Origin of the sequence: Luteibacter aegosomaticola (assembly GCF_023078475.1) — a bacterium.
Taxonomy (GTDB): domain Bacteria; phylum Pseudomonadota; class Gammaproteobacteria; order Xanthomonadales; family Rhodanobacteraceae; genus Luteibacter; species Luteibacter aegosomaticola.
The window spans coordinates 3870674-3893484 of sequence record NZ_CP095741.1 but is presented as its reverse complement, the minus strand read 5'-3'; the positions used below and the strand labels follow the sequence as shown (position 1 = coordinate 3893484).

Here is a 22811-nt window from a genome sequence, read left to right as displayed (position 1 = left end):
GGCTCTTTATAGCGGTTCCGCGCGCAACGGTGGGGATTGTTTCCGGCCTGAAACATTGTGAGCGGCTGGACGTAAAGTGGAAAAACGCGGGACGCATGGGCTCGCGAAGCTCTGCGGCACCCCTCCCGCAGAGACGATCCCATGGTGGTTTCCCCGCGTAACTCCCGGCGTGACGCCGCGCCCGCCCGGCTGCCCGCCACCGCATGGCGGAGCGGCGTGGCGGCCGCCACGTTGTTCGCGCTGTCCGCGTGCTCCCACGGTGTGAAGAAGGACGCGCCACAGGACGAACCGATCAACCGGAAGATCTTCGCCTTCAACAAGGTGGTGGATGCCGGTGTCCTGCGCCCCGTGGCGCGCGGCTACGCCCACCTGCCCAAGCCCGTACGCAGTGGCGTGCGCAACTTCTCCCAGAACCTGCGCGAGCCGCTGGTCTTCGCCAATGACCTGCTGCAGGCGAACGGGTTACGCTCGTTGAACACCGCGGGTCGCTTCGTCATCAACAGCACCATTGGCGTCGCCGGCATCTTCGATGTGGCAAGCCATTGGGGCATGCCAAGGCATGACGCGGACCTGGGGCAGACCTTCGGCGTCTGGGGCATGGGGCCGGGCCATACCGTGGAACTGCCGGTCTTCGGGTCGTCCAATGTTCGCGACTCGGTGGGGCGGATCCTCACCCTGTCGTTCAACCGGCTGGGCGATAACTCCGACACGGTCTCGACGTTGAACACGGCGGCGACGGTCGGTGGCATCGTCGATGGCCGGGCCCGCGCATTGCCAATCACCGATGCGCTCGAGCAATCGCCGGACTATTACGCGGCACTCCGCGATAACGCGGCTGCCCGGCGCAGGGCGCTCGTGGACGATGGCCGCCGCGGCGCCGTGCACAGTGCTGAATCCGGCGCCGAAGGGCGTGCGGCGACCGGCCTCCCGGTCAACCCCTGAGGTGGTCTCATGTCCGTGAGGCTGCTGTGCGACACCGCCCGCGTACTCGCCGAGGCGCGGCACGTCGAGCCCGACCGTGCCCGCCGCCGGGCATGGTTTACCGAAGACCCGATCGCCGCGCTCGGCTTCCGCACGGCCGAGGATCTCGTGGAGGCTGGCGAAACCACCCGCCTCATTGCGTTGATCAAAACCATCCGCGCCCACGAACGCGGTCGGTGATCACCCTGTAGGAGCGCGCTCCTACATGAGCATTAGTGGTCTGGCGTGGTCAGGTGGGTGTCCTGGCTGTCCACCACGAACACCGCCAGCAGCTTCGCCGGCTCGGTCTTGCTGCCGTTGCGGCTCACCTGGTGTGCGGAACCCGGTGTCTCGTAAAAGCTCTCCCCGGCCTTATAGGTATGCTCGCCGCCGCCGTTCACCTCGCTGACGATGCTGCCCGAGACCACGTAGGCATAGATAAACGCTGATCCCGCATGGTGGTGCGGTGCCGAGGCGCCGCCGGGCGGGTAGGTGACCTCCACCGCGGTTAGCTTCTTCCCCGGCACATTGGGCAGATCGTGCGAGAAGTTAACGGCCACGTGCTCCTCGGGCGCGGCAGGCGGCGCCGCCATGGCTGCAAAGGGCAGGGCGAGGGATAGCAGGGAAAAGAGGGTGCGTTTCATGGGCTGGCTCCTGTCGGGGAAACCAGCATGCGCCTCGGGGTGGTGCAGCCGAAAGCACCAGGATCACGGCACTTCGCTATACCAAGATGGGCGCCAGCCGGCCCCGCGTTGCGTTGCAAAATCGGGTTGGAAACAGTACCATTTTGGTCCGGTTTCCCAATTCCCCCTTCCGCCGATGCTTCGCGTCAGCCGACTTACCGACTACGCCACCGTGGTGATGACCGTCATCGCCACGCACCCCGCCGACGTTCTGAGCACCGCTCAGATCGCCGATGAGGCGCGCCTGGAGCTCCCCACGGTGTCCAAGTTGCTGAAGCTGCTCGGCCATGCGGGGCTGGTGGATTCCTTCCGCGGCGTCAACGGCGGCTACCGCCTGGCACGCCCGGCGGAGGCGATCAGCCTGGCCGATATCGTCGAGGCGCTGGAAGGGCCCATCGGGCTTACCGAATGCAGCATTGCCCAGGGTCACTGCGAGCGTCAGTCGCAGTGCGGCGTCAGTGGTAGCTGGCGCTCCGTTTCCGGGGCCATCGATGGCGTGCTGCGCGGTATGACCCTGGCACAGATGCTGGCCGGGCGCCCCACGGCGCCGGCGAAGGGCGTGGCTGATGCCGCGCAGGCAAACGCATGAACGAGAGCGAGAACATGACACGCGAAGTGGCAGCGCCGGTGCGCGACAACGCCGAAGTCGAAGCGGCCCTCAACCGCCGCTACGAGGCAGGCTTCGTCACCGATATCGAATCCACCAGCCTCCCGCCCGGTCTGAACGAAGACATCGTTCGCCAGCTTTCGGCGATCAAGGGCGAGCCTGCGTGGATGACCGAATGGCGCCTGGCCGCCTACCGCCACTGGCTGACCATGCCGGAGCCGGACTGGGCCAAGCTCGATATCGGCCCCATCGATTACCAGTCGGTGAGCTACTACTCCGCCCCCAAGGCCGGCCCGAAGTCGCTGGATGAAGTGGACCCGAAGCTGCTCGAAACCTACGAGAAGCTCGGCGTGCCGCTGCATGAGCGCGCGAAGCTGGCCGGCGTCGCCGTGGATGCCGTGTTCGACTCGGTGTCCGTCGGCACCACGTTCCGCAAGGAACTGGCCGAAGCAGGCGTCATCTTCTGCTCCATGTCCGAAGCCATCCGTGAGCACGGCGACCTGGTGCGCCAGTACCTCGGCAGTGTGGTGCCGGTGGGCGATAACTACTTCGCCGCGCTGAATTCCGCGGTGTTCTCCGATGGCAGCTTCGTGTTCATCCCCAAGGGCGTGCGTTGCCCGATGGAGCTGTCGACGTACTTCCGTATCAATGCGGTGAACACCGGGCAGTTCGAGCGCACGCTGATCGTGGCCGAGGACGATAGCTACGTCTCGTACCTCGAGGGCTGCACGGCGCCCATGCGCGACGAGAACCAGCTGCACGCCGCCGTCGTCGAGCTGGTGACGCTGGATCGCGCGCAGATCAAGTATTCCACGGTGCAGAACTGGTACCCCGGCGACGAGAACGGCGTGGGCGGTATCTACAACTTCGTGACCAAGCGCGGCGATTGCCGCGGCGTGTCGTCGAAGATCAGCTGGACCCAGGTGGAAACCGGCTCCGCCATCACCTGGAAATACCCCAGCTGCGTGCTGCGCGGTGATAACTCGGTGGGCGAGTTCTACTCGGTGGCACTGACCCATCACCGCCAGCAGGCCGATACCGGCACCAAGATGATCCACATCGGCAAAGGCACGAAGTCGAAGATCGTGGCCAAGGGCATCAGCGCGGGCCGCAGCTCCAACAGCTATCGTGGCCTGGTCAAGATCGAGAAGGGCGCCGATGGCGCGCGCAACTACACGCAGTGCGACTCGCTGTTGATCGGCAAGCAGTGCGGCGCGCACACCTTCCCGTACATGGAAGTGAAGAACCCCGGCGCGATCGTCGAGCACGAGGCCACCACCTCGAAGATCTCCGACGACCAGCTGTTCTACTGCCTGTCGCGCGGTATCGGCGAGGAAGATGCCGTGTCGATGATCGTGGACGGCTTCTGCAAGCAGGTGTTCCGCGAGCTGCCGATGGAGTTTGCCGTCGAAGCCAAGAAGCTGCTCGAGGTCTCCCTCGAAGGCGCGGTGGGCTGAGCATGGGTATCGTTGGCTCCGCCCCGGCCCCGACCGACCTGCGCGCGCTGCTCGCCGCGCTGGATCCGGCCGTGGACCCGGTGCCGAAGCGCTTCATCCATGTCTCCCACGACCGTGCGCGCGAGCGCATGGTCGATGCGCTGATGATGTTCCGCGAAGACGAGGGCACCACGCTCATCGTCGACGTGACCGAGGATGATCTCAGCGGTGATCGCATGCTCTGGGCATGCATCACCCTGCGCGTGCAGTCCAGCCTCACCGCGGTCGGCATGATGGCCGCCGTTTCCGCCGCGCTCGCCAAGTGCGGTATTCCCTGCAACCCCGTTTCCGCGTTCCTGCACGACCACATCTTCGTGCCGTGGGACCGCCGCGACGAAGCGCTCGATGCGCTCTCGCACCTGACGCCCTGATGGACAGCACCGCCATGCACATGCTCAAGATCGAAAACCTCCACGCCCGCGTCGAAGGCAAGGAGATCCTGAAAGGCCTTTCGCTCACGGTGAACCCGGGTGAGGTGCACGCCATCATGGGGCCGAACGGCGCCGGCAAGTCCACGCTCGGCAACGTGCTCTCCGGCCGCGATGGCTATGAAGTGACGGAAGGTTCGGTCACCTTCGATGGCCGCGACCTGTTCGCGCTGGAGCCGGAAGAGCGCGCCGCGGTCGGCGTCTTCCTCGCCTTCCAGTACCCGGTCGAAATCCCCGGTGTGAACAACACTTACTTCCTGCGTGCCGCCCTCAACGCGCAGCGGAAGTTCCGTGGCGAGGACGAGCTGGATTCCATGCGCTTCCTCAAGCTGGTGCGCGAGAAGCTGAAGATCATGCAGATCTCCGACGAGCTGCTGCACCGCGCCGTCAACGAAGGTTTCTCGGGTGGCGAAAAGAAGCGCAACGAGATTTTCCAGATGGCCGTGCTCGAGCCGAAGCTCGCGATCCTCGACGAGACTGATTCGGGCCTCGACATCGATGCGCTGAAGCAGGTGGCCGAAGGCGTGAATGCCCTGCGTTCGCCGGAGCGTTCGTTCCTGGTCGTGACCCATTACCAGCGTCTGCTCGATTACATCGAACCCGATTTCGTTCACGTGCTGGCGGGTGGCCGCATCGTCGAGAGCGGCGACAAGAGCCTGGCCCTCAAGCTCGAAGCCGAAGGCTACGCCTGGCTGGCCGATAAGCACCCGCACCTGCGCAAGGCCGACCTGGCCGGAGAGCCGGGATGACCAGCGCGCCGTCCCCGTTCGTGCGGGCGGCACTGGACGCCGCTGCCGGCGTGCCCGCCACGGGTATCGCCTGGCTGGATGCCGCTCGTCGCGAAAACCTCGATGCGTTTGCGGAAACCGGCTTGCCGGAAGGCCGTAATGAAGCCTGGAAGTACACGCCGCTGCGTGCGCTTTCGCAGCGGGCTTTCGCCCTGGCGGATGCAGGCGTTGCTGGCGGTGCCTCAGTGCCGTCGTGGCTGTTCACGCTCCCGGGCGTCGACGGTGCTCGTGTCGTCTTCGTCGATGGCGTGTTCCGCGCCGATCTTTCGTCTCTCGATGCCGGCCACGGCGTCGAACTGGCCCCGCTGAGCGCCGCACTGGCTGCCCAGCCGGAGCCGCTGCGCTTCGCGCTCGCCAACCGCTACCGTCGCGGTGCTGCCGATGCCTTCGCCCACCTTAACGCCGCGCTCTCCAGCGAAGGCGTGGTGTTGCGCGTGGCCGATGGCGCTGCCGCGACCAAGCCGGTGCACATCGTTCACGCCACCAGTGGTGCGCAGCCGGATACCGCGTGGCACGCCCGCGTGCTGGTGGAAGTAGGGAAGGGCGCTGCGCTGGACGTCGTCGAGCACTTCGTTACCACCGGCGATGGCACGCAGCTGGGTACCGTCGTCGCGGATTACGTGGCACGCGAAGGTGCAACGCTCGGCCTGGTCATCCTGCAGGACGCCTCAACGGCGACGACCCTGGTTCGTCGCGGCCATGTGCGCCTCGATGCCGATGCGAACGTTACCGTCCATGCGCTTGAGCTAGGTGGTGCACTGGTGCGCCACGAACTCACGGCCGAGGTGCTTGGCAACGGCGCGCGTTTCGATACGCGCGGTGTATTTGCCCTTGCGGGCCGTCAGCACATCGATACGCAGCTGGAAGTGCATCACAAGGCGCGCGATACGGCCTCTGAGGCCCTGTGGCGTGGCATCGCTGACGGTCGTTCGCGCGGCGTGTTCCGCGGCGCCATCGTGGTGGCCGAAGGTGCCGACGGCACCGATGCTTCGCTGAGCAACAAGAATCTCCTGCTGTCGGGTTCGGCTGAAATCGATACCAAGCCCGAGCTCGAGATCTATGCCGACGAAGTGAAGGCCGCCCACGGCGCGACCATCGGCCAGCTCGACGAGCGCTCGCTGTTCTACCTGCGTTCGCGCGGTATCCCGCTGGTTGAAGCGCGCAGCCTGCTGACCCTCGCGTTCTGCCGCGCTGCTTTCGAATCGCTGGCGAACGAGCCGTTGCGTGAACACCTCGGTGACCTGTTGGTGGGGCACCTGCCCACCACCGCCACTGCCGACTAAGTCCGGAGCCAAGCCATGAATGCCAGGGCCGAGACCGCCCCCCTCCCGCTCGACATCGAACGCATCCGCGCGGATTTCCCGCTGCTGTCGCGTACGGTGCACGGCAAACCGCTGATCTACTTCGATAGCGCGAATACGTCGCAGAAGCCGGTTTCGGTCATCGAGGCGGTGGATCGCCATTACCGCGAGCACAACGCCAATGTGGCGCGCGCGGTGCATACGCTCGGCGAAGAAGCGACGGCCGCCTATGAGGGCGCGCGCGACGCGCTGGCCCGTTTCATCAATGCTCCCTCGCGCGATGAAGTGATCCTCACCTCGGGCACCACCCAGGCGATCAACCTGGTGGCGTACAGCTTCGCGTTGCCGCGGCTGAAGGCCGGTGATGCGATCGTCACCACGGTGATGGAGCATCACGCCAACATCGTGCCGTGGCAGCTCGTCGCCGAGCGCACCGGCGCTACGGTGAAGGCGGCGCCCATCGATGAGAAGGGCGAGCTGATCCTCGAGGAATACTTCAAGCTGCTCACCCCGGAAGTGAAGCTGGCTTGCGTCGGCCACGTATCCAACGTGACCGGCACGGTGAACCCGGTGCGCGAGATCGCCCGCGAGTGCCGCAAGCGCGGTATCCCGCTGCTGGTCGACGGCTCGCAGGCCGTGCCGCACCGTAAAGTCGACGTGCAGGCGTTGGGCTGCGACTTCTACGCGATCACCGGCCACAAGATGCTGGCGCCCACGGGCACTGGCGCGCTGTGGGCCAAGCGTGAGCACCTGATGGCCATGCCGCCGTTCTTCGGCGGTGGCGAGATGATCCGGGAGGTGCGCTTCAGCGGCACCGTGTTCGCGGATCCGCCGCATCGGTTCGAGGCCGGTACGCCAAACATTGCCGGGTTTGCCGGCGTCTCGGCCGCCATCGACTACCTGGAAGGCATCGGCTACGACCGCCTTAAGGCGTACGAGCAGGAACTGCTCGCTTATGCCACCGATGCTATCGCGGCCCTTCCGGGCGTGCGGATCTTCGGTCAGGCGAAGGAAAAAGAGCCGGTCATCTCCTTCCTGCTCGAAGGCGCGCACGCCAACGACATGGCCACGCTGCTGGACCTGCAGGGTGTCGCTGTCCGCTCTGGCCACCATTGCGCCCATCCGTTGATGCAGTGTTTTGGCGTCCCCGCCACGCTGCGCGCCTCGCTGGCGTTCTACAACACGAAGGCCGAGGTGGATCAGTTCATCGAGGCCGTGGGGCGGGTGCGTAAGCTGCTGCTCTGACGGCACCCCCGATCGCGCGCAAGCGCGCTCCTACAGGGGGGCGCTTGTGTCCGGCGACACGGAGCCCTTGTAGCAGCGCGCTTGCGCGCGATGCTCCCCCGGCGTCTAAAATGCCGCCATGACCCCGAAACACACCTTCCGCACCGCCACCCAGGCCGACGCCGCCGTCATCGCCACGCTGGTCGAGTCCGCCTACCGTGGCGACGCCAGCCGCGCCGGCTGGACCACCGAGGCCGATTTCCTCCACGGCCGCCGCACCGACGTCACCGAGATCGAAGAGCTGCTCACCGGCCCGAACGGTCGCTTCGTGCTGTTCGAACGGGATGGCCTGATCGCGGCCTCCTGCTACATCGAACGCCAGGGCGAGATCTGCTACTTCGGCATGTTCTCGGTGCACCCGCCGTTCCAGGGTACGGGCATCGGCAAGCTGGTGATCGAGGAAGTCGAGCGCATCGCGGTCGAGGAATGGCAGTGCACGCGGGTTGAGATGACCGTGATCGACATCCGCGCCGAACTCATCGCCTGGTACGAACGCCGCGGCTACGCCCGTACGGGGCGGACCAAGCCGTTCCCCTACGGCGACGAGCGCTTTGGCCTGCCGCAGCGCGACGACCTGCGCTTCGAATACCTCGTGAAGGACCTCCGGGCGTGAACGGCTGGGTCAAGGTCGGTACGCGCAGCGAACTGCTCCCCGGCGAATTCCGCGTGGCCTGGGATGGCGATACCGCCATCGCGGTATACAACATTGATGGCGATCTCTACGCCATCGAGGACGTCTGCACCCACGACGGCGGCGAGCTTGCCGGTGGTCCAGTGCATGGCTTCGAGGTGGAGTGCGTGCGCCATGGGGCACGTTTCGATCTCCGCAGCGGCGAGGTCACCTGCCCGCCGGCATATGAACCTGTGACGGTCTTCCCCGTGCAGGAAGCCGATGGCTTCATCTGGACGCGCGACGACCGCTAAGCGCGGTCGCTTTTGAGTCATCTCTGAATGAAGATTTGCCTGACGCGGTTTGTCAGGCAAATCTGTCACGCCCGTAAGCCTAAGAACTACATAGGGTTGCGAAGTGACTGATTGAATGACACCTCATTCGTGGCGAAGAATATTTCTTCGAACCAGATGGATGGAGTGTCATGCGTACAGGGAAAGTCGTGATCGCCCTGGCGATCGTTCTTGCCGCCGTGGCCTGGGTTCCGTGGCTGGCCGCTTATCTCACAGGGTTGCTACTCGGCGTGGACTCCGGTCCGCGCTGGTGGATGGCGTGGTGGGGCTATTACGAGCACCTCCACGAGCCTGCGTACCAGCCATACGCATGGCGCATCTGGCTCGCCGGCGGCCTCGGCGCCGCCGTGCCACTGCTGGTGTTGGTCATGGTGCTCGCGCTCTTGTTCAGGCCTTCTTCGAAGGCACTCCATGGCGACGCGCGCTTCGCCTCGCGCCGGGAGCTGTCTCGCAAGGGCATGTTCAAGCGCACGCCCACGGCCCTCGTGGTCGGGCGCCACGGCCGGCGCCTTATCCACATGTCTGGCCAGCAGTTCGCGATCCTCGCCGCGCCGACGCGCAGCGGCAAGGGCGTCGGCATCGTCATTCCCAACCTGCTGAGCTACGAAGGCTCGGTCGTGGTCCTCGATATCAAGCAGGAGAACTTCGACCTCACCAGCGGCTGGCGCGAGAAGCAGGGGCAGGACGTCCACCTCTTCAACCCGTTCGCGGAAGACTTGCGCACGGCTCGCTGGAACCCGCTGCACTACGTATCCGACGGTTCGTTCCGCGTATCCGACCTCATGTCGCTCGCGGAGACGCTGTACCCGGATGGGGCGGGCGACCAGGGCTTCTGGATCAGCCAGGCGCGCAACGCCTTCGTTGCCTTCACTATGTACCTGTTCGAAAAGCGTGACGCCCAGGGCGGCGGCAGTCGCCTCGTGTCAGTCGATGAGCCCACGCTGGGCGCGGTCTTCCGCTTATCGACAGGCGAGGGCGCCGACCTCAAGGGCTACCTTCAGGAACTCGCGGGCCACCCGTTCCTCAGCGACATCACGCAGAACGCCTTCAGCAACCTGATCTCTCAGGCCGACGACACCTTCGCCTCCATCATGGGCATGTTCCGCGAGCCGCTGAACATGTTCCTCAACCCGGTGCTCGACGCCGCTACCAGCGGCAACGACTTCCTGCTCACCGACCTGCGCCGGAAGAAAATGACCATCTACATCGGCATCCAGCCCAACAAGCTGGCCGAGAGCCGGATCATCATCAACATGTTCTTCAGCCAACTGGTGAAGCTCAATACGCGTGAGCTCCCGGCGCAGGATAAGACGCTGAAGCATCAGTGCCTGCTGTTGATGGACGAGTTCACCGCACTGGGTCGCGTGGACATTCTGGCCAGCGCCGTCTCCTTCATTGCCGGCTACAACCTCCGCCTTCTGCCGATCATCCAGAGCCTATCCCAGCTCGATGCCGTGTATGGCCGCGACGTCGCGCGCAGCTTCGTCACCAACCACGCCTTGCAGATCGTCTACACCCCGCGCGAACAGCGCGACGCCAACGACTACTCCGAAATGCTCGGCTTCAGCACAGTCCGCAAGAAGAACATCACTCACAGCCGTGACGTCAGCATCAGCCACCACGAAGAACGCCGCGCCCTGATGCTTCCTCAGGAACTCAAGGCCATGAGCGCCGACAAGCAGGTGTTCTTCTACGAGGGCATCCCGCATCCGGTCATGGCCGACAAGATCCGCTACTACCAGGAGAAGTACTTCACCAAGCGGCTATTGCCGAAGGTGGAGGTCGCAACGTTGAAGGTGAAGGGCATGAAGCCCTCGAAGGATGTTCGATGAAAAAGATGCACCGGTTCATGCTTACGACTTCTGCGATTGCGGCATGGCCGTTTCTGATGGGATGCGCAGATCCAACGATGGAGGATCCCATGACGCCGAAAGAGTACATCGCTGCGTCGGCAAAAAGCCTCAAGTCGCTACCTAACCCCGAAGGCTATACGACCGAACAGATGGAGGCGAGGGGGGTTATCTATGAGCGTCGCGAGCCAGGCGGGGTCTGCGGCGAAGACCCACTCATTCATGGGCCGCAGGATCATTGCCACCCAAAACACAAGCTGTACGAGCAGATTCGCAGCGGTATCGCCGATGTCATGGCTCGCGATGATCGCAAGTTGAGTGGTGACGATGCCGAACGTGTCGCCCTCGCTGCGTTTTGGTGCGCGACGTATACGCACATCGATCGCGTCGACAGCGTCGAATCATGGCCAGCCGACGTTCCGTGGATTGATCGCCTTATCACCATGACAGGCCGTGCTAGCGCGGTTACCGGCGATAGGGAGCAGAAACGTGCCATTGCCGTCGTGACGGGTCTCGGCATGAAGCATAACACTTGGATTTATATGATTCGTTGGGTTGATCGCGGCCTGACTTTCGATCGGGTTCATGAGGAGTAGCTCGCACGAGCTACCTGCCAACCCTGAAAAATTCACGGGTCGAGGAGAAGTGGAATGGATCTAAGACTTCTGCGCCTTGCGGCTGTGACGCTGTTAGCCACCGGATGCTGTTCGCAAGTAGCGCAAAAAAAGGCGCCAAAACCGACGCATTTTCGTCATCACGTTTTTTCCGCGGAGTGCGGATACACACGTAGCTGCAAGGTCATTTACGCGAATCGAGTCCAGGTAGATGAGCCCGAGGGCGGGAAAGTATGGCCGCTAAAGGAAGGGGTGATTAAAGCGGCCAAGAGCGGGCAGATCGCAATAAGAAACTTTCCAGAACCAGCGTTGGTGACGTGGCAGTCAATGGATGGAGAGCGGCACGAGGATCGAGTCGATATGTCATCGATCTTCAAGCGTCGGGTCGTCGTGCATGCAGAGCCGGTTGATGAAGTTGATGACGACGGTGCGGTAGGTGACCCGACCCTGCTCTTGGTTGTCGAAGATAGGTCGGTCAGGGTCTACATGCAGTCCATGGTGTTCCTCAGAAGGCGAGAAGGCCAAGGGGAAGACGGCATTTTGCGCCACGATTCTGTTTTGGTGTATTCGAAGAGTTACTAAAGGAATGTGATGAAGGTTAAGGAAAAGCACAAGATTGGACCTGATGGTCGCCGCATGGACGGCGTCTCTCAGGATGCGGCGACGATCCACGATCTGCGTTCGTATGAAGGTGCAAGGCACATGCTCGGGTCGATGCGAGTACCGGTATTCCTTCATGAGGATGATCCGCATGAGTACGTGTTTATCGCGAACTTCGACGGTACCGGAAACGACGCGGAAGGCGATCCGAATCATCTGACAAACGTGGGCCGGTTTGCACAGCAGCTAAGCGAGAATCGGGATCCTCGGGTGTTTAGTCACTATGTTGCTGGACCGGGTACGCAGTGGGACTTTGCGCGTCGACTTTTCGACGGAGCGATCGGCTACTCTCACGACGAACGCGTACGAAAAATGTACGACAAGTTCGCAGCAACGGTCGACAGATGGCTTGCGGAGGACCCGGAGGCAAAAATCCGTGTGATTACGACGGGGTTTAGTCGTGGGGCTGAAGAATCCATGTCCTTCTCACGGAAGGTTCATGACGAGGGTGTGGTTGTTTCGAGGAACCATCAGAGATCGCGTGTTCTCGCGCCGGGTAGTATTCCCCAGGCCGTTGGCCTTTTTGACCCGGTCGCTACCGGCCATCCGACTCGACACGATCGACGAGTGCCGTCGTCGGTCGTTGCGGGGCTGCAGCTCGTTGCGAGAGACGAACGCCGGAGCCAGTTTCCCTCGTCAATGATCATTCCGCAGGGGCTCTCGGCTGACCGAAGGCTGCTAGCGCTCACCGTTCCGGGGGCACATTCCGATGTGGGCGGTAGCTACCACGTGGACGGGCTTGCTCGTGCGAACGGTAACCTTATGATCGATTTCATCGGTGGGTTGACCGAGCCGAAATTACTCGAGAGATATCAGCTCCCTGAACGCGTTGAGGATTACACGGCACACCGTTCCGAAGAGCACTCGATCATTTATCACACGCGGGTTTTCGACCACCTTGGAACCCGTGGCGTGCGTGGTGCACAGAAGAGTGCCCCGGATTGTCGTCCGGTCGTTAAATGCGCTTTGCCAGAGGAAACGAGCGAGGAAGTGCTCGCTCAGGTGCCTGATAGGGCGCGCGTGGACGTGGGGCCGGTTCCCTCTGACGTTATCGATCTAGATCGGGTATTCGAACGTGAACTCGTTCAGGAGGCTCGGCAGCTCGGGGGCCAGGACTATCGCGAGCAAGAAGCTAGCGAGCAAACGGTTGATGTCGAGGGTCATGTCGTTCGCCCAGAGCCGTTTGCAGGCCAGCATGCTCAAGCCGTCCCCAATGCTGAAGGCCGAATCGATCCCGCCCAGGACAACCACATCCAGTTCAGTCGTTTTCCGCGCCTGGATCAGGACAGCCCGCCGACGCCAGATCCATCCCCAACCAGCCCAGCCCACCCAACCCACCGCGACCACCACCTTTACAACTCCATCCACGACAAGCTCACCGACGTCCACAACGAAGAAGGCATCACCCTAAGCACCCAACAGATGGACCGCCTCACCCACTGCTCGGTAGCCACGGCCAAGCAATGCGGCATGTCCGACGTAAGCCACCTTTCCCTGGGTGAGGACCGGCAAGGCAACCTGCTCCCCGAGGTCCACCTCTACCAGGCGTTCCGTGGCGATCTGGACGACCCCCGCACCAAGTGGGGCAAGTTGGACGCTCTTGAGGCCTTCAATACCCCGGTCGAGGCCGCGTCCCGGGATCTGCAGGTAGCGAACCAGCAGATGGATCAGGTCCAGCAGGATCAGCAGATGCGGATGGCGCAGCAGCAGGAGCAGGCCATGTCCATGTCGCTCTGATTTTGCCGTCTAACCTATGGCGCCCAAGGGGTGTGAGGCCCTAAGCTGTGCGCCGCGCCAATCTTTCCGGGGAATCCATGCCTGCCGTCGACCGCAAGCGCGTCGTCATCGCGTTCGTTGTCTTGCTCGCCTTCTACCATGTGGCAGAGGGCCTCGGCGGGCATGTGTTCCACAGCCTTACCGTCAGCGGTACGGTCCTCGTTGCCATGCTCGCCGTGGCGTGGCCGTTGGGTCGCTGGCTCGGCTTCAAAGGCTACGACGCTTACGCCCTGGAATGGCGCCGCAGCGCGCCGCTGCTGGTGTCCGGCGGCCTGGTCCTGTCCCTGCTACTGAAGTACGTGGCGGTGTGTGTAGGCATGGGCCTGGGTGTTTACCTGGCCCGTCCGCCCGAGACGGCCGCGGCGGCGGTCATGTCCTTCGTGTCGACGTTGCCGTTGGCTCTCGTGGTCACCTTCATCCCGTCCGTCGCCGAAGACCTGCTGACCCGGGGCTTCCTGTACCGCGCGACCCGCGTGGCCTGGACGCCGTGGGTGTTCGTGGCGGTATCGGCCGTGGTGTACCTGTTCAACCACGCGTATCGCCTGGGTGCTGGCCCGGCCCAGTGGGTGATGTTGTTCTGCTTCGGGCTGGCCTATGCCACCGCCGTGGTGCGCACGGGCCATCTCTGGCTAGCCGTGGGCCTGCACTGGGGCTGGAACCTCGCCAATCAGCTGATCGACACCGTGCTGCCGTACGACATCGCGTTGCCGGCATGGTCGCCGCTGCTTTCGGCCGCGGCGCACGTGGTGATGCTGGGCATGTTGTTCGCGATTCCCACCAACGTGGAAGGCGACGACTTCCACCCCGATCCGGCCTGACGCCGGATCAGAAATGCACGACGAAGGCCAGGGTGGTCGTGAGCTGCCGGCGGCTGCCGAAATCACGCACCAGCGGGCTGTCGGCGGCGTTGCCGTAGAGGCGCGCGTACGACACGGCTACGGCAAAACCGGTGTGCTGTGAGGTGGGCACGAAAGCGTCATATTCCAGGTTGGCCGAATGCCAGCCCGCGCCGGGCTGGTAGGGCGCGGTGCCGATGGCCTGCGCCTCGGTCGGCGTGACGCCGAAGAAGCGCGTCATGCCCGCGCCATTCATGCCTTCGACCTGCAGCTCGAGCGAGTGCTGGATGTACCAGACATCGGGGAGCTGCCAGTCGGCATAGAGCGCAGCGTATGCACCCGCGCCGCTCGTATCGTGGGCGACATGGCCGCCTACGCTAATGCGCTTGGTGAAGGCGTACTCGAGGTAGCCACCGCCCTGCCAGCGCGGTGAAAGCGACGCCACCTTGCCGCCGAGCTGGGGGCCCAGCTCGTTATGCGTACGGCCCCAAAGCCAGTTGCCGTAGAGGCCGCCGTGCCAGTGCTCGCCGTGGATCAGGTCGATCGTGAGGCCATCGGTGGTCGAAATCTCGCCCACGCCCGGCAGCTCGATATCGATATAGGGCACCGGCTGGTTACGGGTGTCTTTCGACCCTTGCCACCCCGGCATGCGTTGCACGCCAGCGCCAAAGGCGTAGGTGGGGGTGTCATCTTCGGCATGCGCGGCAGGGATGAGCGCGAGCGCGGTGAGCAGAGCGAGGCACGTGCGGCGCATGCAGGAAATAGAGGGCGGCGGAGACACGATAGTGCCACAAAGTGCTTACAAACTGCTTTCGCAAAAGGGAAAGGGACTCGAAAGGATGTGCCCCTAGCCTTCGCAGCAACCTGCAAAAAGGCTGCTTAGCTCGTGCTTACTTCGCCCGATTGGAACATCCTGTGCGACTTCGACGGCACCATTGCCGTGGAAGACGTGATCGACTCGCTGCTCGACCGCTACGGCCGCCCCGGCTGGGAAGTGCTGGAGCGCGACTGGCGCGCGGGCCGCATTGGTTCTGCCGTGTGCATGGCGGGCCAGGTGGCGCTGCTTGATATGAGCCACGACGAGCTCACCACGCACCTGAACGGTCTTCACATCGATCACGGCTTTGCCGCTTTTGTCAAAGCGACCATTGACCTTGGCATCCCGATGGAAATCGTGAGCGATGGCCTGGATCACGCGATCCACGCGATCCTCTCCAACCACGGCATCGACAGCCTGCCGACCGTCGCGAACCACCTTCGTCAGTCCGCGCCGCGCGAGTGGAACCTGACCTCTCCGTTCAGCGCGGATGGCTGCCGTAGCGGTACCTGCAAATGCGCACGCGTCGAAGCAGCGCGCACCCGCGGTGGCAAGACGCTCCTGATCGGCGATGGCGCATCGGATTTCTGCGCTGCCGATCGCGTCGATTTCGTTTTCGCCAAGAACCGCCTGATCGAACACTGCCGCGCTGCGGGTATCCCGTACGCGCCGATCGCCAGCTTCGATGAAGCCCTGGCTCTTCTCCCCGATCTGCTCGACGGCCGCCTGCCGCCGAAGACCGTCCTGCCCACTTCCGTGCCGAACACCGTGGAACTGCCTGCATGAACATCCTCTCCCGCAACCCCTCTGTCGTGATCGACGACGAAGCGCTCCTCGCCGACGAGGCGAAGTACTGCTCGTTCGGCGATACCGTGCATTACGTCGATCCGCCGAAGATCTTCCGCCACGCGGAAGGCAGCTACATCTATGACAGCGAGAACATCCCGTTCCTCGACCTGCAGATGTGGTACTCGGCCGTGAACTTCGGTTACGGCAACAAGCGCCTCAACGATCGCCTGAAGTCGCAGATCGACCTGCTGCCGCAGGTGGCCAGCCAGTACCTGCACCAGGGCAAGATCGAGCTCGCCAAGACCATCGCGGTCGATGCGAAGCAGAAGTTCGGCCTCGATGGCCGCGTGCACTTCAACGTCGGCGGTGCGCAGGCGGTGGAAGATTCGCTGAAGCTGGTGCGTAACGCCCGCGGCGGCAAGAGCCTGATGTTCGCCTTCGAAGGCGGCTACCACGGCCGCACCCTCGGTGCCTCGTCGATCACCTCGAGCTACCGCTACCGCCGCCGCTTCGGTCACTTCGGTGAGCGCGCGCAGTTCATCCCGTTCCCGTACCCGTTCCGTCGCCCGAAGGGCATGACGCCGGAAGAGTATTCCGACGCGTGCGTGCGCCAGTTCGAGCGCCTGTTCGAGACCGAATACAACGGCGTGTGGGATCCGAAGGTCGGTGAAGCCGAATACGCCGCGTTCTACGTCGAGCCGATCCAGGGCACCGGCGGCTACGTCATCCCGCCGAAGAACTTCTTCATCGACCTGAAGAAGGTGCTCGACAAGTACGGCATCCTCATGGTGGTCGACGAAATCCAGATGGGTTTCTGGCGCACCGGCAAGCTGTGGTCCATCGAGCACTTTGGCGTCACGCCGGACGTCCTCGTGTTCGGCAAGGCGCTCACCAACGGCCTGAACCCGCTCTCGGGTATCTGGGCGCGCGAAGAGCTGATCAACCCGACCATCTTCCCGCCGGGCTCCACCCACTCCACGTTCAATTCCAACCCGCTGGGCACCGCCCTGGGTCTGGAAGTGATCCAGATGGGTTACGAGCTGGATTACGAGACCAAGGTGGCGGAGAAGGGCAAGCACTTCCTCGACGGCCTGCGCGACCTGCAGAAGCGCCACAAGGAGATCGGCGATGTCGACGGCCTGGGCCTCGCCCTGCGCGCCGAGATCTGCACCGATGACGGCTTCACGCCGAACAAGGCGCTGCTCGATCGCATGGTCGACATCGGCCTGGCCGGTGGCCTTACCCACAATGGCAAGAAGATCGGCCTCGTGCTCGACGTGGGCGGCTGGTACAAGAACGTGATCACGTTCGCGCCGTCGCTCGACATCAGCCACGACGAAATCGACCTCGCCATTTCGTTGCTCGACCAGCTGCTGACGCTGGCCAAGCGCGGCTGATTTAGCAGGTGGGCAGGCCATGGCACTCGTCAACCAGCTTGAGCCAGATGCACTGCTCGAACACTTCGAGCGTTATCCGCCGCACGGATTCTCCCCCCTCCGTGCGGCGGATGGCGCGCCGTTGTTTACCGCTGATTTCGATCTGCTGACCACGGCGGACGACGCGCTTCGCGCTCGTGTTGCGAAGCTGCCGTTCCAGCGCTTGCTCAAACGACTATTGACCGTGCGTACCTGTTTCGCAGGTACCACGGTATCCGAGTACTCCCTCTTCAACCCGAAGAGTGATCCCTGGACCGTCGCCGCTGATTGGGCGGCCAGGCTCGGACGCCGGCATCCCTTGCTTATCGTGAAGGATCTCGCCGTCGATTCACCGCTGACATCGGCGGCTGAGCGCGCGTGGAGCCGGCGTTTCCTGGATGCGGCGCGGGAGCAGGGCTATGTGGTCGTCGAAGGGCAGGCGCTTGCCTACGTGCCCATCGACTTCGAATCGATCGATGAATACCTGGGCCGCCTCTCGCATTCGCGCCGGAAGAACCTGCGTCGCAAGCTTCGTTCACGCGAAGAGCTGCACGTGGAAGCGGTGCCGTCCGGCGAGGCGTTTGCCGACGATGCGACCGTCGATGCCTTCTATGCGTTGTTCGAGAACGTGTACGCGCAGAGCGAAATCCACTTCGATAAGCTTTCCCGCGACTTTTTCGCGGCCACCCTGCGTGAATCTGGCGGGGTGGTTTTTACCTACCGGCGTGATGGACAGCTGATTGGCTGGAACCTCTGCTACGAGCACGGCGGCAAGTTGCTCGATAAGTATGTTGGCTTTGCATACCCCGCTGCCCGCGAGGCGAACCTCTACTTCGTGAGCTGGTTCGTGAACCTCGAGTACGCGCTGTCGAAAGGCCTGACCCACTACGTGGCAGGCTGGACCGATGCCCCGGTGAAGGCGGAGCTCGGCGCGAAGTTCCACCTGACGCAGCACGCGGTCTATATCCGGAATCCCATGCTCCGGGCGATCGCGGGGCGCCTCACGCACCACTTTGAATCCGATAGCCATTGGGTCCCTCATGACGTCGCGCTCCATCGTTCTTGATCTCGACGGCTCGATCGGCGAGTTGCCGGATCGCCTCGTGCTGCCTCTGCGCGAGTACGAGGAAGGCGTGCGCTTCGGTTGTTCCACCGGCCGCCTGCGACGGCTAGGCGCGACGCTCGACGCCTCGATGCCGCGTGAGCACGGCACCGTGTTCCTCGGCAGTGGCGACTTTCACCATCTGACCTGGCCGCTGGTCGAGCGCGTGCCGGGGAATCAGGCGTTCCAGGTGGTCGTGCTGGACAATCACCCGGATAACATGCGCTTCCCGTTCGGGGTGCACTGCGGCTCCTGGGTGCGGCGTGTGGCCCAGATGCCGCGGGTAAGCCACGTGCACGTCATCGGGATCACCTCGCAGGACATCGGCAAGGGCCATGCCTGGGAGAACTACCTGGGGCCACTGAAGGCCGGCAAGCTCACGTATTGGTCGACGGGCGTGGATGTGAGTTGGGCCAGCAAGGTCGGGTTGTCGGATGCCTTCCGCACCTTCGCCACCAGCGACGCGATGGTCGACGCGTTCGTGGGCGCCCAGACGCGAGCCGGCCAGCCGGTGTACCTGTCGATCGATAAGGATGCTTACGCCCCCGAAGTCGCCATGACCAACTGGGACCAGGGTACGCTGAGCGAGGCGGGCGGGGCCGCGATCATCCAGAGCCTGCGTGGCCGCATCATCGGCAGCGATGTCACGGGCGACATCTCCCGCTACACCTACAAGACCTGGTGGAAGCGTCGCTTGAGCGCGATGGACGAGCAGCCGGAGATCGATCCGCTGCGTCTTCGCGGTTGGCAAGAGCAGCAGCACGCGTTGAACCTGCGCCTGCTGGAACTCATCCACGCATAGCGGCGAGCGCGAGTACAGCGTTAAGGCCGCCAAACGCGAACGAGTTGGAGAGCGCAGCGCGGATCGCCATGGGGCGCGCGGTGCCCGTTACGACATCGAGATCGCAGGCTTCGTCGTGGTCCAGGAAGTTCGCCGTCGGCGGCACGCTGCCGTCGCGGATGGCACCCAGTGTAGCGACGAGCTCCAGCGCGCCGGCGGCGCCGAGCGCGTGGCCGTGCATGGATTTGGTCGAGGTCACGGCGATGCGGTCCGCGTGAGCCGCAAAGACATCGCGAATCGCCCGCGTTTCAGTGACGTCGTTGACTGCCGTGCCGGTACCATGCGCGTTGATGTGATCGACGGTATCGGGCGCCAGGCCGGCGTCCGCTAGCGCAGCACGCATGGCTGCCGCGGCGCCATCGGCGGACGGCGCGACGAGATCGCCAGCATCGGAACTCATGCCGCTACCGGCGAGTTCCGCCAGCGGCAAAGCACCACGCGCCTCGGCGTGGGCAAGAGACTCAAGCACGAACATGCCAGCGCCTTCGCCAAGCACCAGCCCGCGTCGCTGCTGGCAGAACGGCCGGCAGGTGTCGTCTGCCAGCACGCGCATGGCCTCCCACGCTTTGAGGACGCTGTAGCTGAGGCAGGCCTCCGCACCGCCAGCGATCGCTACGTCGACGATGCCTGCGCGAATCAGGAGCGCCGCTTGCGCGAGGGCATGGTTCGACGAAGCGCAGGCGCTACTCACCGCGAACACCGGCCCGGTTGCATGATTCGCCACAGCGACATGGCTGGTGGGTGCGCTAAGCATGGCGCGTACGATGCTGAAGGGGTGGATGCGTGCCGCGCGGTCGGCGTAGAGCTTGCGGCTCTCTTCATCGCGGCTGGTTTCACCGCCGGTTCCTGTGCCGATGATCACGGCGATGCGTGGGGATGGGGTGGAGGAGGGTTCCCAGCCTGATGTCGCGACGGCCTCGCGGGCGGCAAGGATCGCAAATTGCGATACGCGGTCGAGTACGGCCAGGAGCCGCTCGTCGAAATGAGTGGCCGGGTCGAAGTTGCGGACCTGCGCAGCGACGCGCACGCGAAGGTCGGCTGCACGCGGATGCTCAAGTGGCGCGATGCCGGAGCGGCCTTCGCGCAGTGCGTTCCAGTGCGAGGGCGCATCGTGGCCAAGGGCGCTGATCGCGCCCATGCCCGTGATGACGACACGCTGTGAAGCAGGCCGCATCGCCGTTGCCCTCGTAGTGTGCGAGCGTGCCGTCAGGCGGCGTGCGCGGAGGGCGTCGATTGCCCGGCCTGTGCTACCGCCGCTTCAACGGCATCGATCAGACTCTGCAAGGTCTCGCTGCCATCACGGCTCTGGTCGTCGGCCAGCTGGATCTTGAAGGCCTCTTCGATTTCGAACACGGTCTCGATGGCCTCGAGCGAATCAACGTCAAGATCCTTGAGCGTCGCGCTCGGGGTGACGATGGAGCGATCCTTGCCACTCTGTTTCGCGACGATATCCAGCACCCGCGAAGCAATCTCAGCGTTCATGGTGACCTCCCGCTCGCAATGGCCCCGGCCGCCCAAAGGCAGCCTTCCGACCCCGTGGAAATCAACGTACGCCGGCTCCCTTTGGCGGGGCTTTCGCTGTGCGGTGGGTTTTTACCACCGACCAATGATGTGCTGGACGAGCAGGCTGACGAGTGCCACCGCAGCCCAGGTACCTAGCCCAAGAAGAATCGGACGCGGGCCGGTTTTTGCCATGCGGCGCAGGTCGGCGGAGAGACCAATAGCGGTGAGTGCGACGATGATCAGGCACTCGGCGATGAAGTGAATGACCGGCACGAGGGCTTCGGGAACGAGGCCAGCGGTGCGCACACCGGAGGCGACGAGGAACCACAGGATGAACCAGGGGAAGATCTTCGCAAGGCTGAAGTCGCCGGCACCGCCGCGCTTCTGCTTCCACGCGACGATGAAGGCAATGGCGAGGCTGATAGGGATGATGAGCGTGGCGCGGGTGAGCTTCACGATGGTCGCGTAGTCGCCTGCGGCGTGGCTGTAGCTGTAACCCGCGGCAACGACCGACGACGTGTCGTTGATCGCCGTGCCGGCCCACAGGCCGAAGCCCAGGTCGGAAAGGCCCATCATGTGTCCGAGCAGCGGGAACAGCAGCACCGCGACCAGGTTGAAGAGGAAGATGGTGCTGATCGCGAACGCGGTGTCGTGGTCGTCAGGCTTGATGATGGGAACGATGGCGGCGATCGCCGAGCCGCCGCAGATGGCGGTGCCCACGCCGATCAGCACCTGCAGCTTGTCGTGCACGCGCAGGACGCGGCCGAGGATCCAGGCCGTGAGGCCGGCTGCGGCGACCGTGGCGATCGTGACCGAAAGCGATTCCACGCCGGTCTTCGCCACCTGGGTAAGACTCAGGCCGAAGCCGAGGGCGATGATTGACCACTGGAGGATCTGCTTGCTGGCGAACTTGATGCCCGGCTGGAAACGCGCGGAAGGCGCGGCGAAGTGCCGGACCAGGATGCCAAGGACGATGCCGCACACGGCGCCACCGATGAGCGGCATAAGGCGGCCCAGGCCGAAGGCTACGGCGGCAACGGCGAAGGCGAGCAGGATGCCGGGAAGGCGGTTTTCGGGGGCGGGCGAGGCGGTGACGGCGGACACGGAGGTGGCCTTTCTCTGAGTTGACCTGGCTATTGTCTGCCCAGTCACCCCATAAGAATATTGAAAATGATTGATCGCAAGCATAAGGTCGGCTTATGCATAATTTCAGCCCTCGCCAGCTCGAAGTCTTCGTCGATATCGCTACGACCGGCAGCGTCCGGGCGGCCAGCGTGCGTCTGCATCTGAGCCAGCCTGCGGCATCCATGGCGTTGGGTGAACTGGAGCGGCAGATTGGCGAGCCGCTGTTCGACCGTGAGCGGGGGCGCCTGCGCCTGAATGACCGCGGCCGCAACCTGCTGCCGTTGGCTCGCGAGCTCGTCGAAAGGCACGCCGAGTTCGCACGCCGGGCCTCTGGCTCGGTCACAGCGCTCTCCGGCGAACTGCGTGTCGGCGCGAGCAACACGGTGGGGAATTACCTCGTCGGCGATCTCGTTGGGCCCTTCGTAGACACGTATGCATCCGTGGCCTTGCGCCTGACCGTCGCCAATACCGATCGCATCGCCCAGGGCGTGCTCGATCACGATGTCGATATCGGTTGCGTCGAGGGCCCGGTGACGCATCCAGCGCTGGAGGCGCGGCCATGGCGTGAAGACCGCCTCGTCGTCTGCGCGCGGCCGGGGCATGGCCTGGCGGGGAAGAAGCGCCTTAAGCGCGACGACTTCGCCGGTGAGCGTTGGGTGCTGCGCGAGCGTGGTTCCGCGACACGTGCGCTGAGCGAGCGTGCGCTGGCGGAACTGCCGGAAGGACGCACGGTATTGGAACTGGATCAGTCCGAGGCGATCAAGCAGGCGGTGATCGCCGGACTTGGTATCGCATGCCTGCCGGAGGTCGCGGTGGTAGATGCGCTCGCCACCGGAAGGATGGTGGTCCTGCCGACGCCGTTTCTCGACCTGCGCCGGACCCTGTCGGTGCTACTGCACCGTCAGCGCTATCGCGGCGCGGTGCTGGAAGCCTTCCTGACGAGCCTTGCCGCCTGATGTCCCTTGCTCTCGTG

The 22811-nt window shown here is 64.0% G+C and carries 25 protein-coding genes; 20 read left to right on the top strand and 5 right to left on the bottom strand.

Annotated elements, in window-relative coordinates:
- The first annotated feature begins 141 nt into the window (after positions 1-141).
- Both L2Y96_RS17360 and L2Y96_RS17355 read left to right on the top strand, forming a co-directional pair.
- A complete protein-coding gene (locus L2Y96_RS17360; protein ID WP_247328690.1) occupies positions 142-942 on the top strand; it encodes an MlaA family lipoprotein in 801 nt (266 codons plus the stop codon).
- Between the two features lie 9 nt (positions 943-951).
- Complete coding sequence (locus L2Y96_RS17355; protein WP_247328687.1) at positions 952-1161, top strand: hypothetical protein; 210 nt, start codon at positions 952-954, stop codon at positions 1159-1161.
- 32 nt (positions 1162-1193) lie between these two features.
- Here the strand turns inward: L2Y96_RS17355 and L2Y96_RS17350 are convergent, their stop codons facing one another.
- On the bottom strand, positions 1194-1604 hold the full coding sequence (locus L2Y96_RS17350) for a cupin domain-containing protein (protein WP_247328684.1): 411 nt from the start codon (positions 1602-1604) through the stop codon (positions 1194-1196).
- Between the two features lie 175 nt (positions 1605-1779).
- Here L2Y96_RS17350 and L2Y96_RS17345 point away from each other — a divergent pair, with 175 nt between their 5' ends.
- The 13 genes from L2Y96_RS17345 (at position 1780) to L2Y96_RS17285 (ending at position 14228) form a co-directional block, all read left to right on the top strand.
- Positions 1780-2232 carry an SUF system Fe-S cluster assembly regulator gene (locus L2Y96_RS17345; RefSeq protein ID WP_247328681.1) on the top strand — a complete coding sequence of 151 codons (453 nt, stop codon included), beginning with the start codon at positions 1780-1782 and terminating at the stop codon, positions 2230-2232.
- Positions 2233-2246: 14 nt separating this feature from the next.
- Complete coding sequence (gene sufB, locus L2Y96_RS17340) at positions 2247-3707, top strand: Fe-S cluster assembly protein SufB (protein WP_247337110.1); 1461 nt, start codon at positions 2247-2249, stop codon at positions 3705-3707.
- Positions 3708-3709: 2 nt separating this feature from the next.
- Complete coding sequence (locus L2Y96_RS17335; protein WP_247328678.1) at positions 3710-4117, top strand: ACT domain-containing protein; 408 nt, start codon at positions 3710-3712, stop codon at positions 4115-4117.
- Positions 4118-4137: 20 nt separating this feature from the next.
- The gene (sufC, locus tag L2Y96_RS17330; RefSeq protein WP_247337107.1) at positions 4138-4923 is read left to right on the top strand and encodes a Fe-S cluster assembly ATPase SufC; all 786 of its coding nucleotides are present in this window, start codon (positions 4138-4140) and stop codon (positions 4921-4923) included.
- On the top strand, positions 4920-6245 hold the full coding sequence (sufD, locus tag L2Y96_RS17325) for a Fe-S cluster assembly protein SufD (protein ID WP_247328675.1): 1326 nt from the start codon (positions 4920-4922) through the stop codon (positions 6243-6245). Before sufC ends, sufD begins: the two co-directional genes overlap by 4 nt.
- Before the next feature lie 15 nt (positions 6246-6260).
- Positions 6261-7508, top strand: coding sequence for an aminotransferase class V-fold PLP-dependent enzyme (locus tag L2Y96_RS17320; RefSeq protein WP_247328673.1), 1248 nt, complete (start codon positions 6261-6263; stop codon positions 7506-7508).
- Positions 7509-7626: 118 nt separating this feature from the next.
- A complete protein-coding gene (locus tag L2Y96_RS17315; protein WP_247328670.1) occupies positions 7627-8160 on the top strand; it encodes a GNAT family N-acetyltransferase in 534 nt (177 codons plus the stop codon).
- Positions 8157-8471, top strand: coding sequence for a non-heme iron oxygenase ferredoxin subunit (locus L2Y96_RS17310; protein ID WP_247328668.1), 315 nt, complete (start codon positions 8157-8159; stop codon positions 8469-8471). Before L2Y96_RS17315 ends, L2Y96_RS17310 begins: the two co-directional genes overlap by 4 nt.
- A gap of 170 nt (positions 8472-8641) precedes the next feature.
- Positions 8642-10342: a type IV secretory system conjugative DNA transfer family protein gene (locus L2Y96_RS17305; protein WP_247328665.1), complete on the top strand. Its 1701-nt coding sequence runs from the start codon at positions 8642-8644 to the stop codon at positions 10340-10342.
- Positions 10339-10956, top strand: coding sequence for an XVIPCD domain-containing protein (locus L2Y96_RS17300; protein ID WP_247328662.1), 618 nt, complete (start codon positions 10339-10341; stop codon positions 10954-10956). Before L2Y96_RS17305 ends, L2Y96_RS17300 begins: the two co-directional genes overlap by 4 nt.
- 54 nt (positions 10957-11010) lie before the next feature.
- Positions 11011-11556 carry a hypothetical protein gene (locus tag L2Y96_RS17295; RefSeq protein WP_247328659.1) on the top strand — a complete coding sequence of 182 codons (546 nt, stop codon included), beginning with the start codon at positions 11011-11013 and terminating at the stop codon, positions 11554-11556.
- 9 nt (positions 11557-11565) lie between these two features.
- Entirely contained in the window at positions 11566-13371 is a 1806-nt protein-coding gene (locus L2Y96_RS17290) for a T6SS phospholipase effector Tle1-like catalytic domain-containing protein (RefSeq protein WP_247328656.1), read from the top strand.
- Between the two features lie 77 nt (positions 13372-13448).
- On the top strand, positions 13449-14228 hold the full coding sequence (locus tag L2Y96_RS17285; RefSeq protein WP_247328653.1) for a CPBP family intramembrane glutamic endopeptidase: 780 nt from the start codon (positions 13449-13451) through the stop codon (positions 14226-14228).
- A gap of 7 nt (positions 14229-14235) precedes the next feature.
- Here L2Y96_RS17285 and L2Y96_RS17280 read toward each other — a convergent pair whose 3' ends face one another.
- Complete coding sequence (locus L2Y96_RS17280; protein ID WP_247328650.1) at positions 14236-15000, bottom strand: MipA/OmpV family protein; 765 nt, start codon at positions 14998-15000, stop codon at positions 14236-14238.
- A gap of 132 nt (positions 15001-15132) precedes the next feature.
- On the opposite strand from L2Y96_RS17280, the gene L2Y96_RS17275 reads away from it, so the two are divergent.
- From L2Y96_RS17275 to L2Y96_RS17260, 4 genes are read left to right on the top strand one after another with little or no spacing between them, the layout of a single operon-like run.
- The gene (locus tag L2Y96_RS17275; protein WP_247328648.1) at positions 15133-15849 is read left to right on the top strand and encodes an MtnX-like HAD-IB family phosphatase; all 717 of its coding nucleotides are present in this window, start codon (positions 15133-15135) and stop codon (positions 15847-15849) included.
- Positions 15846-17249, top strand: coding sequence for an aspartate aminotransferase family protein (locus L2Y96_RS17270; RefSeq protein WP_247328645.1), 1404 nt, complete (start codon positions 15846-15848; stop codon positions 17247-17249). Before L2Y96_RS17275 ends, L2Y96_RS17270 begins: the two co-directional genes overlap by 4 nt.
- A gap of 19 nt (positions 17250-17268) precedes the next feature.
- Entirely contained in the window at positions 17269-18333 is a 1065-nt protein-coding gene (locus L2Y96_RS17265; protein ID WP_247328642.1) for a GNAT family N-acetyltransferase, read from the top strand.
- Positions 18308-19171: an arginase family protein gene (locus L2Y96_RS17260; protein WP_247328639.1), complete on the top strand. Its 864-nt coding sequence runs from the start codon at positions 18308-18310 to the stop codon at positions 19169-19171. The genes L2Y96_RS17265 and L2Y96_RS17260 overlap by 26 nt, the downstream gene beginning before the upstream one ends.
- On the opposite strand, the gene L2Y96_RS17255 is transcribed toward L2Y96_RS17260, so the two are convergent.
- From L2Y96_RS17255 to L2Y96_RS17245, 3 genes are all read right to left on the bottom strand, one after another.
- On the bottom strand, positions 19158-20384 hold the full coding sequence (locus tag L2Y96_RS17255) for a beta-ketoacyl-[acyl-carrier-protein] synthase family protein (RefSeq protein WP_247328636.1): 1227 nt from the start codon (positions 20382-20384) through the stop codon (positions 19158-19160). The two genes, L2Y96_RS17260 and L2Y96_RS17255, sit on opposite strands and share 14 nt — an antisense overlap.
- Before the next feature lie 32 nt (positions 20385-20416).
- Entirely contained in the window at positions 20417-20692 is a 276-nt protein-coding gene (locus L2Y96_RS17250; RefSeq protein ID WP_247328633.1) for a phosphopantetheine-binding protein, read from the bottom strand.
- A gap of 111 nt (positions 20693-20803) precedes the next feature.
- On the bottom strand, positions 20804-21817 hold the full coding sequence (locus L2Y96_RS17245; RefSeq protein ID WP_247328631.1) for a YeiH family protein: 1014 nt from the start codon (positions 21815-21817) through the stop codon (positions 20804-20806).
- A 95-nt stretch (positions 21818-21912) separates the two neighbouring features.
- On the opposite strand from L2Y96_RS17245, the gene L2Y96_RS17240 reads away from it, so the two are divergent.
- Entirely contained in the window at positions 21913-22794 is an 882-nt protein-coding gene (locus L2Y96_RS17240) for a LysR substrate-binding domain-containing protein (protein ID WP_247328628.1), read from the top strand.
- The last annotated feature ends 17 nt before the right edge of the window (positions 22795-22811 follow it).